We start from the raw sequence: 10,906 nt of genomic DNA, 5'->3' as shown, positions 1-10,906 counted from the left end.
GTCCATCCGGCGGGTCGAGACTCCGGCGAGGTAGCAGTCCGCGACCACCGTGATCAGCGCCGACTCGGCGCGCTTCCTGCGCTCGAGCAGCCAGTCGGGGAAGTAGGTCCCGGTGCGCAGCTTGGGGACCGCGACGTCCAGGGTGCCGACCCGGGTATCGAGATCGCGGTGGCGGTAGCCGTTGCGCTGGGTGACCCGGCCGGGGCTGCGCTGGCCCCATTCCGCGCCGACCACGGCATCGGCGTCCGCGGTGAGCAGGGCGTTGATCATCGTCTGCAGCAGGTCACGCATCAGGTCCGGGGACGCCTCGGCGAGTGCCTCGCCAAGCAGGCCAGCAGGGTCAACAATATGAGGTGCGGTCATCGTGATGTTTCCGTTCGAGAGTGCTGTGGAAGGTTCACTCGAAGGATCACGCGGTGGCCGCACTACGTCTCGTCGAAGACGACGGACCCGGCGACCGCGCTACACCACTATCAGGGACTCAACTGATGCACCTGCACCTCCCTGCCTCCATGCTCGCGATTGTGCACGCCGCCTGTACTCGTCGAGGTACCAGTTGACGTCCCCCATGCAGCCTTTCCGGCAGGTTCCGGGTGGGGAACATAGCGATGAACAGGGCGAACGGATGTCCCCCAACTCGTGAGGATTGCTCACAAGCGGAACGTGGAAAGTAGAGAGTGTTCGTGCGTGGGCATCGCCCCACGACTCGGCCAGCCGGCTCCGACCACTGGCCTCCGCTGGCCGGCCTGCGCGTGAGTACACCTTCATGCGCCGATGGTGACAAACGAGCGCACGCTCTCCGCACACCAGGTTCGCCGCGCACCAGGGTGTGCGGCGGTATCAGCGCAGGTCAGATGCGCACACCAGCCCAACGCCCGCTGGTACCCCGCGGCACTGGCGACGGATGTCAAGCTACGGGTTCGATGTCTCCATCGAACCCGGGGCGCGACAGTGTCAAGAAACGTTCCCCGGCCATTGGTCGGTTCACCCGCCGAGAGCTCCGTCCGGTGACAAGGTCACCGATGCCAGCGCGGAGTCTGCTCAGCTCGTGCTACCTCGATCTGAGCGATCAGGCTTTGAACGTCCCCGTCAGTCAGCGGAAACGGACCCTGCGCTAGTACAAGCTCGCCTGGGACGTTTAACTCCGATTGAGTGCGCCGCCACCATGACTACTCAGATCACACTCGCCGCCCAAGACCGCCTGTCACCTATCCGTGCAGCAGCCCCCTTCGTGCGCTCCTCCGCGAGAGCCGTCGGTCGCACCGGACGAGTGGGGTGAGTTTTGCTCCGCAGGTGTGCCGCTGCGGGCAGCCCGCTCTAGGGTTCATCCATGCCGTTGATGCAGGTCATGGGCTACGTGCGAGCCCCTGGGCGCACCGAGTCTCAACGTCGCAGGGGGCGGGTGGCCACGGCCATAGCGCTGTCTCTCATATCCTGCCTACCCGGCGGCGTGGTCGGGTACTACACGGCATTCACCCTGACGTACTACGAGCCAGGCAAGTCCGAGTGGATTGTCCTGCTGTTGGCTGCCATCGTCGGTGCCCCCGTCGTCTTTCTCCTGGTAGTGCTCAGGAAGGAAGCCATGACCCGGTTCGCGACGTCCTGGCTCCTGGTCGCCGCCGCAGGAACGTATCTGTGGACGTCGACTACCTTCGACTACGACGTCCGCCAGCTCGCGGAGACTGCGGAGTTCGGGGCGTTCACTGTCGACGACCCAAAGAACATCGACGATGTAACCCGTGTACAGCTGACCGTCGACGGCACCGACGCTGTGCTCGAAATAGGAGCCGCCCCGGACTCGGAGCCATTGGTCCTGATTGTCGCACCGGTGCCGCCCGAGTACGGATGCTCCGAATACGGCACCTTCGGCGGGTCGCCGGCATACGCCTGCTCGGCACCCGCCGCACTCCAGTTCAACGACGCCGTGCGTTACTCATGGTCGGGAGCTGCCCTGGAAGCTGGCGGTGTTTCCATCACCACCGATGATACCGAGAAGATCGGCGAGTTGCCGATCGCCGCCGTCCCCGTAGACGTCACCTTCGCGACATACTCCTCGTTCGACGACAAACGCATCTTCAACCGCCCCCTGCTCGGCGCTGGCGCAGTGGACCAGTACACCATCACCTACCTCGCCAACGCGCAGACCCTCGCCCGCGACCAGTGGACCGCCGTGGTCGAGTACCGGTTCCCCCGCGGCACGGCCCTGCTGTCGATGGCACGGGACCTGAGCCTGATACTCCTCGGGGGGGCCGTCTCGCTCTTCTTGATCCCCCAGGTACGGACTAGAGAGCGGCAGCCCGCTCCGGCCACAAACGAGGCGCCCTCAACGTCTGCCGACGCACGTCTGCGACGTCCCGAGCAACGATCTCGTCAAGCACACCAGAAGTCAGGCTCATCGATGGTGCACCGGGCCTGGTCGTTTGCAGTCGCTCTCGCGCTAGTCACGTTACGAAGGCACCGGAATCGAGGCTCCTGGCCGGGGCCGCACTAGCCCTGCTAGAACGGGTTCAAACGGCAGCGCCCGGCCCTGCGCGCGGATAAGGAACTGTCAGGTCGTGGCCCTAGTTTCGCCCGCCCCATTGGGTCTGGAAGCCTGCCCTCGAGTGCGCGAACGGCGACACATCGCGCTTCCACACCCTCCATGAGCCCGATTCCGCCGACGGCGCGAGGATCGTCACGATTCCTTCCGCTGAGCACCTTCACATCTTGGGTGGTGGGCCCGAGTCGCCCAAAGCTTGACGTACGGCCGCTAGAAAATCCTTCCGCGCCTTGGATTGCGCGGCGCCTTGCTCTTTTTTCTTATCACCACCTTCGTACGTCGCGAAGGCCCGGATCAGGCTGCCGGAGGCTCCCGCGAGCTCTGGCCTCCAGATCGTCAGGACACCGTTGCAGTTGTAGGCGTGCTCCAAGGCATCGTTGTAGCGCTCGTAGGCGTTGCGATCATCTCCAGCTCCAGGCTGATGATTCCAGATCTCGGGCTGCCCTTGCTCGTGAGCCCTAATCGCCGCGCGTAGGAGCATGATCGCCGCACTTAACACGTCGGCTGCAGCCTGCCGCGTCTTCTCATCGCGGGATTGCTTCGCTTCGCCCCGCCTGACGGCCATCGCACCCCAGAACGCTAGGACGGCGACCGCAATTGCGACCAGCGACGGAGCCCATAGGGCAGCGAGCTCGTACCACCTGGGAGCCGCCTCTGACGCCGTGATCATGCGCGCAGCGTAGCGACCCAGCGGGGCCTCACTGGTCGGTCGGCGCCCTTTCGCCGCCGCGGCGGACCGCCATGGTCGATTCCGCGTTGACGGAGTCGACTCCCCAGACGTCGGGAATCACATCGAGTTCGAGACCAAACTCGACGCGATCCACAGGACAAGCGGTACTGCGACCGACGAACGCGCGGTCGAGAGTCAGCTGGTGGACCTTGCATCGGGGCCCGATGGCGATCAGGTCCGCACGGGGATCGCGCGAACAGCGCGTCATCGACCGATCCCTTGGTGAGGCGCCGACACACGGCCCGACCGCGACGCGCCTACCCAGGACGGCGTCGTCGAGAAGGGCACTCTCGGCAAACTCGTTGTCACCGTTCATGTCGAGACTCCGAGCAGCCGCGCGGTCACTGACCGAAGCAGGGGCTCCAGCAGGTGCCGAGTGGACAACCGCCTGGGCGTTGCCAACCTTCTATCCCCACAGAACGAATAGCAGTGGAGTCGTCTCGACGAATTCGACACCGCGCGGATCGATAGAAGGAACGTGCCACTGACAGCCTGGTCAGGCACCGCGCGAGGGCCTAGGGGGTGCGGTTGCGATTTCTCGCGCCTCAGCACCCGATGGAAAGCACACCCAGTTGCAGTGCTTCCTGATCGGACCCGCGCATCCACACAGAGGGCGGTTCAGCCCGTGGATTCCCACCGGCGCCGACCTGGCCGCAACCACCCTGGACACCTGACCCCACGTCCGCGGTTCGCATCGGCCTCAGGCCGATACGGGACAGGTGTCAACCCCCCTGGGGCAGTCCTCACCTGGCGGGCGAGCGCGCGCATTGCACGACGGGACCCGGGAGAAGCCGCGCAGGCTGGGGATCCTCCATTAACTGTGCGCCGAGCCGCTACTGACCGAACTCCGCGTGCTCGACCCTGGCCAGCCATATCACCGCTGACTCACCGCTCTCCAGCTGCGCTACGCGGTCGAAAAAAGAGACGCCCGCGCAGCCACCACCCGATCCTTTGAGACCATTTGTCCGTGACAAACTCCGTGGCACATCCGCCATCGTCTCGTGAACGCCTCGTCATCGGGGGCGCCGCCGCGCTAGGGCTCCTGCTCGTCGGTGCGTCCTGGCTGGTCCACGGGCTCCAGATACCAGGCACGTCATGGCCCGACTGGGTAGAGAGCCTGCTCCTCAACTTGGGCTCGGCCGTTCTCCTAGTCGCTCCCATCGAGGTTTTCAGTGCGCGCCTACGTCGACAGATCGACGACGTCCGGTCAGAGGTTCGAGGCCTGGCCGGCTTGGATGAGCGCGTCTCCGCAGCTATCACAGCGGACCGGGCCGCACTCCAAGCGGTTTTCGACGACGTTGTGACCGCCGCGCCGTCACTCCGAACGGTCCGGCGGGCCTTGAGGACTGCGGCCAATGAAGGTCTTCTCGACGCGGCTGTCGGGCTGCGCGTCCGCGTGCACCCCGCTGCAGGAACACGGTTGCGGCTAAGGCTGGTTCGCCGGACTCTTTGGCTTGGTTGGGCTGTTCACTTCACCCTCGAGAACCTATACGGAGAGCCGATCGCGACCTGGACGGAGCGGCAGGCGCGTTCGCTCGAGCACCTCTTCACGAAGATCGCCCATGCGGTTCGAAACACGGACGTGCCGCTTGTGCCTGTGCCCTCGGCCACCTTGCGCCATCTCTCGGAGAGCCTCCTCTACGCGCTTAAGTACCCGATCGCGCGCCCCATGATCGAGTTCTTCGAACCGCAGTGGGCTCTGACGACCCACTCCATCGCTTCCGGTCAAGAAGACTACGAAGTCGTTCACAACCGGCCCGACCGGATCTCGATGTATAGGCACGTGCTCGAGAAGGAGTGGATCGATCGGGACTCGTACAACGCCGCCTATGACACCGCCGACTATTTCTACCCGCGGCACGGGCGTGACGCCTGAATGCAATCTCGTCGCGCACATGGGACTCGGGGTCCTGGCGGCGAAGTCCGCAAGGCCTGGTCGAGCCGCGATCGGACCGACTGCGACGCGTCACGCCGGCTACGACCGAAGAGCAGCCGCACCAAGCTCCACGAGCTGCTTGAGGGAGATCACGGCAGGCGTCGGCGCCGTCCTGCTTCACGCCCACGCTCCCGGCCATCGTCGTTCCCATGGCTCGGTGAGCCATGCCAAGGACGGTTCGGGCTCGGGAAGACGGAATCCGAGTAAGCCAGCAGCAATCTCGTCGCACCGCACACCGAAACGCACAAGCATCCGACGGAGTCCCGAGATCACATGACCACCCTAAACAGGGTCTCGGTTCTGACGGCCCGGATCTCATTGATCCGGCGGGCGAGGCGGACAGAGAGCCGTCAGGCCGCCGCGCGAACGCTCGTGCGTGGGCATGGCTCCGCGGACTCCACCCGCTGGCCCTTGCCGGACGAGCTGCGCGGCACACCCACCCATGCATCGAGGGTGACCGGCGAGCGCACGCTCTGCGCACACCAAGATCCGTGCACGCCAGGGTGTGCGGACATATCCGTGCAGTTCAGTGAGCACGCCAGTTTGACGCCCGCCGCCGAGCAGTGCCTCACGCCGCCAACGTTTCAGATCTGGATGGAGTCCCGGATCTCCTCGGCAAGTGCCCGATTGCCCGCCGCGATGAACTTGCGTCGCGTGCTCATGGTCGTGTTGATCTCGGCCAGGGTGTTGAGCCCGTAGTCGAGGTCGATGGGGTTGCCGTCGAGGTCGATGGTGAAGCCACCTGCGGCGTGCAGGATGTAGTGCCCGGGCGAGAGGTCCCACACGGCGAAGCCCTTGGCGATCTCCATGGTGGCGTCGGTGAAGCCGGCTGCGACGTGGCACAGGCTGATGGAGCCGAAGTCGACACCGATTCGTCCTCGTGCCTTCCCGTTCTCGCCCGGTGCGCTCAGTGCGTCGAGGAACCGCTCCTGCTGTGCCAAGACGCGGAAGCGTTCGGTGGGCCGCATGAGGTAGTTGGTCACAAGCGCCTGCGGGAGGTGGGCGTTCGACGGTGATTCGAGGGGGTGCCGGTCCCCGTCTGCGGTGATCAGGAGTGCTCGGTCTGAGCCGTCGCTCTCGTGGAACGCGAGGTAGAGCTGCACGTGGTGGAAGATGTCGCCGACGATCGCGATGACGGGTCGCCTCAAAGACCGTGAGTAGACCATCAAGTGGGTGTATCCGTGCAGTGCGCGCACTGCTAGTTCGCTGGTGTCCAGGGGATCGACCAGTACGCACAGGTCGGGGTCGGGGTCGTCGCCGATGACCTGCGGGTCGTCTTCCTCCGAGGCGTAGATGAACGACGGCAGGACCTCGGACAGCAGTTCCTTGTATCGCTGGTGCATCCACAGGTCGTAGTCGGACAGGAAGTTGTCCTCGTGGCGCAGGTTCTCGTTCTCTGCGCGGTGTCCGGTGAGCGCGGCCTGAACGAGCCGGGGGCGTATGTCGCGCATCGTGGTCTTGACGAGCTCGGCGATGGTCTCGGCCAGCTCCGGTGTGGGTGTCTCGCTGCTCATGCAGGGCGTCTCCAGTCTGCTAGCGCAACTCAAGTGGGGGCTCGATGCCTGGCGGGCTCATGGTCGCAGCAATGAACACGGCCTCGAAGTCCGCGGCGCGCATGATCTTGGCACCCGTCAGGTCATCGAAGCTGTCGACGGCCAGCTCTCGGTCTTTGGTCATCGCACCGAACACGGCGAAGTACAGCTCGGCCCCGGGATACCTCGCGCGTACCTGCCGTGCGATGTAGCCGATCACGTCAGCGTGCTTGACCTCGAAGTCGCAGATCACGATGGTCGGCGCGTCTCTGACGTCGGGGAAGAAGGACGCGTCGTCGAGCACCACCCCGTCGCTCACCTTGTTGCACCGCAGGTACCCGATAGGGCACCGGGAGAACCTGTCCGAGGCGAGGAACGTCGCCATTACCAGTCCGGCCTCATTGATCCCGAAGCAGATGTCTGCGTCCAGACGCTTGCCGAGGTTCTTGATCTGCTGCGACAGGCTCGCCACGCCGAGGCCGAACGTCTCCCATGTCAGGTCGAGCAATCGCCCTGGTTGAGGGTTCGGGAGGCTGAATACCTCGATCTCAGGATTGCCATACTCGACAGTCGGAACGGTAAACACGAACCGCTCACCGATTTGGCTGTGTCGCTGGTCCGCTTGCTGGGCGCCCTCGTGCAGGGCTCCAGGCTCTGGCGTGGACGTGGCGAATGTGACTGTCTTCTTGTCCGCGGCGAATTGCTTGAGCGCTAGTTGGTCCTCGGCTGTCAGGCGCTCGTAGGCCTCAGCGATCAGTTCCGTGGGATTGACCTTTTCCTCGGCTACCCCCAACGGGCCCCGGCCGTAGGCAGAACACAGAATGAGCAGGCTCGACATCGAAGGTGGCGAGCCTTGCCCTCGTCCTCGTGCCCAGGTCTCCCAGGCATTGATGGTGGTGCCGCCGAGGCTTGTTTGATTTCCTGTGACGTCGTTGTAGCGGCTCGCGGCCTGATCCTGCGACAAGCCAGCGGCGTACCGGTACGCCTGCAAACTGGGGACGTCCGGATACTTGGCCATCAGCTCGACCGCTGCGTCCTTCACGGACCTCAACTCGGTCCATAGTTTCTTTCCTTGCGCTGCGAGCACGCGTCCCCGAGCCTGCGGGGTGAGCCTCTGGCGTTGGTTCGCGCGCGGACGTTGGCCAGACGGTGTTTCCGCGACGGATGACCCTTCCACACGGGAAACCCTAGCCACCCTGCGTCCCATTGCCCATCTGAATGGGCAATCCCGGGTGCTGGTGCCATCGCTACAGGTCAACACGCCCACAGATCCGTTCATCTCCGGCCTGCAGGGCAGGTGTGTGGGTTGCCGGCTGGGTGCGACGGTGGTCGAACTCTCACCACCGACCCCAAGGAATCGCCGTGATGACTACGAGCCGCCCGACAGATGTCGGCCACGTCAGAGCAGGCGTGGCCACCAAGGACGCCACGACAAGCTACAGCCAGTACCGCAACGAAGGAGATGCTGATCGGCTCGCGTTCGCAATGCGTGTCGCGACCGAGGCTGTACGGACTGTGGGCTCGGACCATATCGAGATCGTGACACTGACCCGAGGTCGCATCTGCCTGCAACCCGTGAATCTCAACCATGGTGAGCAGATCGCGCGCGCCCTGGGCTGCGACTTGCCCCTGGACCACCGCATGTTCGTTCCCGGGCACACGCTCTGGACGGGTGAGCGTGACGGTCTGGAGGTTCAGGTGCGGTCGGCGCTACGCCAGGTGGTGGCCCAGTGAACGCGGCGACGATGACGTGCACTCGCACGCTGGTCGCGCTGGACATCGACGGGACCTTGGTAGACAGCGAGCAGAAAGTACCGACGGGCACTGTCCCGGCGCTGGACCTGGTACGTGCAGCAGGCCATGAAGTCGTGCTCGCTTCGGGCCGGTCGTTGACCGGACTACTGCCGATCGCGACCCGGCTGGGCCTCACACACGGGTGGGCGGTGTGCTCCAACGGGGCCCTGGCCGTCCGACTGGACCGGTCTGCGCCGTCTGGTTATGACGTGGTTGAGACCCATACTTTCGATCCCGCGCCCGTGATCCGCTGTGCTCTCGACGTGGCGCCGTCCGTGCGCGTCGCTGTGGAGGAGGTCGGGTGGGGCTGGCGCACCAGCAGTGTCTTCGAGCCTGGTGAACTCAACGGTCAGCAGAAGACCGTCCTCCTGGCTGACCTGATGGCTGAGTCCGCTACTCGGGTCGCACTCACCGCACCGGGTATCCGTCGCTACACCGACTCCCTACGTGCCACGGGGGTCACCGTGGCACCGCAGGGTCCGGACTGGCTCGACGTGACCGCACAGGGCGTGAACAAGGCCGCCGCCCTCGACGTCATCCGCACCCACCTCGGTATCCCAGCCGAGCGCACTGTCGCGGTCGGGGACGGGGTCAACGACCTGGACATGCTGGCCTGGGCCGGACGCTCAGTAGCGATGGGGCAGGCGCCCGCGATCGTGCGCAGCGCCGCGGGTGAGACCACCGACAGCATCGACCAAGCTGGGGTCCTGCCCGTGCTGGCCTCACTCGTCCCGACCGTGGACCGGACGCTGTCGTCGCTGGCTGCGCAGATCGCTACCGCCGAGCGCACCGCACCCGGGCCGGTAGTGCTGCGGGTGTGGCACGGCAGCGGACCGGACCTGGCCCGGTGCGAAGCCTGGGCCCTCCAGGACGGGTGCTGGGTGAGGCACGCCCCGATCCCGTCGGGCGTCGGGGTCACGATGCGGGCGATCGAGACCGCTGCCCTGGACGCCGGCATGCCCTATCCCCGTGGTGACGAGGGACGCCGTCGCGCGCAGTGGCGCAGCGTGATCGGTGACGGCCCGGCCGGGTTCGAACTAGGGGCTTCCCCCCGAATGGTGGACACGGCTTTGTGTCATGCGGCAAGGTCGAGTGTAGCAGTATGAGCGTTCTCGTAGTCGATAGGACTTAGATAGCCGCAGTAGGAGTGCCTACGTCGTGTGTTGTAGCGGATGATCCACCGGAACACGGCCAGACGGCAGGCCCGGGCCCCGTCCCAGCGGCGCTTGCCCTGCAGCGTCTCGCGCTTCAGGGCAGCGTTGAAACTCTCGGCCAGAGCGTTGTCGGCACTCGTGCCCACCTTGCCGCGTGAGACGGTCACGCCCAGCCTGGCGCAAGCGGCCAGGAAGCCAGCGGAGCAGTACTGGGCGCCGTTGTCGGAGTGGAAGATCGCCCCGGCCAGCGACCCGCGTTCCCGCTGCGCGGCTTCCAGGGCGTCGATCACCAGGGTGTCGCGCATGTGGTCGGCGATCGCCCAGCCGACCAGGCGCCGGTTGAAGCAGTCGATCACCGTGGCGAGGTAGAGGAACTGCCCGTCCCCGGTCGGCAGATAGGTGATGTCGCCGACGTACTTGCGGTTCGGCGCATCCGCAGTGAAGTCCCGCTCCAGCAGGTCAGGGACCATCGGCGCGTCCGTGGCCGGCACCGTCGTGCGGACCTTCTTACGCAGGTGCAGACCCACGATCCCGAACCGGCGCATGACCCTCGCGACCCGCTTCTCGTTGACCGGCCGGCCCGTCTTGTCGGCCAGCTCCGGGGTGATCCGCGGGGCACCGTAGGTCGTGTCCCACTCGGCGTGCACGGCCCGGATCTGCTCGGCCAGGGCCTGGTCGGCGGCCTGCCGGACCGCCCGCTTCGCTGCTCCGGCCACCCACTTGTAGTACGAGGACCGGTTGATCCCCAGCACCACGCACATCCGCTTCACCTCGAAGGTGTCCAGGTGATCGGCAACGAACTGGAAGCGGTTCACCAGTTCGTCTCCCCGGCGAAATACTTCGCCGCCTTGCGCAGGATCTCGCGCTCGGTCGTCAGCAGAGCCTTCTCCGCCTCGAGCTTCCTGACCTGCGCCTCCAGCTCGGCCACCCGCCCCGACGGTGGCTTGCCGACCGTCTCAGACTTGATCCGCGGGCCCCGCAACGAGGGTTCCTCGCCCCGGCCCGCACGGGCCTTGACGACCCAATCCCGCAACGTCCCTCTGCTCACCCCGAGGTCGGCTGCGATCCCACGCAACGTCGCCCCGGGCGTGGACTCGTACAGGGCCACAGCATCAGCCCTGAACTCGTCCGAATAGTCCTTCATGGACATAAATCTGACTCGCTTCCTCCGGATCAAGCAGATCCAGTATCAGCGTGTCCACCAAACGGGGGGAGCCCCCC

10 protein-coding genes are annotated in these 10,906 nt (G+C 65.5%); 4 read left to right on the top strand and 6 right to left on the bottom strand.

Features of this window, described 5'->3' with window-relative positions; genetic code table 11:
• A partial coding sequence (locus APR04_RS29900; RefSeq protein ID WP_253878225.1) for a transposase occupies positions 1–363 on the bottom strand: 363 nt, incomplete at its 3' end.
• 967 nt (positions 364–1,330) lie between these two features.
• Between APR04_RS29900 and APR04_RS29895 the strand changes: the two genes are divergently transcribed.
• Complete coding sequence (locus APR04_RS29895; RefSeq protein ID WP_253878223.1) at positions 1,331–2,491, top strand: hypothetical protein; 1,161 nt, start codon at positions 1,331–1,333, stop codon at positions 2,489–2,491.
• A gap of 208 nt (positions 2,492–2,699) precedes the next feature.
• Here the strand turns inward: APR04_RS29895 and APR04_RS29890 are convergent, their stop codons facing one another.
• A complete protein-coding gene (locus tag APR04_RS29890; RefSeq protein WP_253878221.1) occupies positions 2,700–3,209 on the bottom strand; it encodes a hypothetical protein in 510 nt (169 codons plus the stop codon).
• A gap of 28 nt (positions 3,210–3,237) precedes the next feature.
• Positions 3,238–3,585, bottom strand: a complete 348-nt coding sequence (locus APR04_RS29885) for a hypothetical protein (protein WP_253878219.1) — start codon at positions 3,583–3,585, stop codon at positions 3,238–3,240.
• A gap of 651 nt (positions 3,586–4,236) precedes the next feature.
• Between APR04_RS29885 and APR04_RS29880 the strand changes: the two genes are divergently transcribed.
• Positions 4,237–5,145, top strand: a complete 909-nt coding sequence (locus tag APR04_RS29880) for a hypothetical protein (protein ID WP_253878217.1) — start codon at positions 4,237–4,239, stop codon at positions 5,143–5,145.
• Between the two features lie 644 nt (positions 5,146–5,789).
• Here APR04_RS29880 and APR04_RS29875 read toward each other — a convergent pair.
• Positions 5,790–6,719, bottom strand: a complete 930-nt coding sequence (locus APR04_RS29875; RefSeq protein WP_253878215.1) for an inositol monophosphatase family protein — start codon at positions 6,717–6,719, stop codon at positions 5,790–5,792.
• A gap of 19 nt (positions 6,720–6,738) precedes the next feature.
• On the bottom strand, positions 6,739–7,779 hold the full coding sequence (locus APR04_RS29870) for a helix-turn-helix domain-containing protein (protein ID WP_253878213.1): 1,041 nt from the start codon (positions 7,777–7,779) through the stop codon (positions 6,739–6,741).
• 323 nt (positions 7,780–8,102) lie between these two features.
• On the opposite strand from APR04_RS29870, the gene APR04_RS29865 reads away from it, so the two are divergent.
• Positions 8,103–8,471: a hypothetical protein gene (locus APR04_RS29865; RefSeq protein ID WP_253878211.1), complete on the top strand. Its 369-nt coding sequence runs from the start codon at positions 8,103–8,105 to the stop codon at positions 8,469–8,471.
• A gap of 11 nt (positions 8,472–8,482) precedes the next feature.
• Entirely contained in the window at positions 8,483–9,637 is a 1,155-nt protein-coding gene (locus APR04_RS29860; RefSeq protein WP_253878210.1) for an HAD family hydrolase, read from the top strand.
• Here the strand turns inward: APR04_RS29860 and APR04_RS29855 are convergent.
• A protein-coding gene (locus tag APR04_RS29855) for an IS3 family transposase (protein ID WP_253877744.1) occupies positions 9,607–10,835 on the bottom strand; the annotation gives its coding sequence in 2 pieces (ribosomal slippage) (positions 9,607–10,511 and positions 10,511–10,835; 1,230 coding nt in all). The two genes, APR04_RS29860 and APR04_RS29855, sit on opposite strands and share 31 nt — an antisense overlap.
• Between the last annotated feature and the right edge of the window lie 71 nt (positions 10,836–10,906).

This window comes from Promicromonospora umidemergens (genome assembly GCF_024171995.1).
Classification (GTDB): domain Bacteria; phylum Actinomycetota; class Actinomycetes; order Actinomycetales; family Cellulomonadaceae; genus Promicromonospora; species Promicromonospora umidemergens.
Note: the sequence above shows the minus strand (reverse complement) of the source record. Positions and strands in the feature narration are given on the sequence as shown.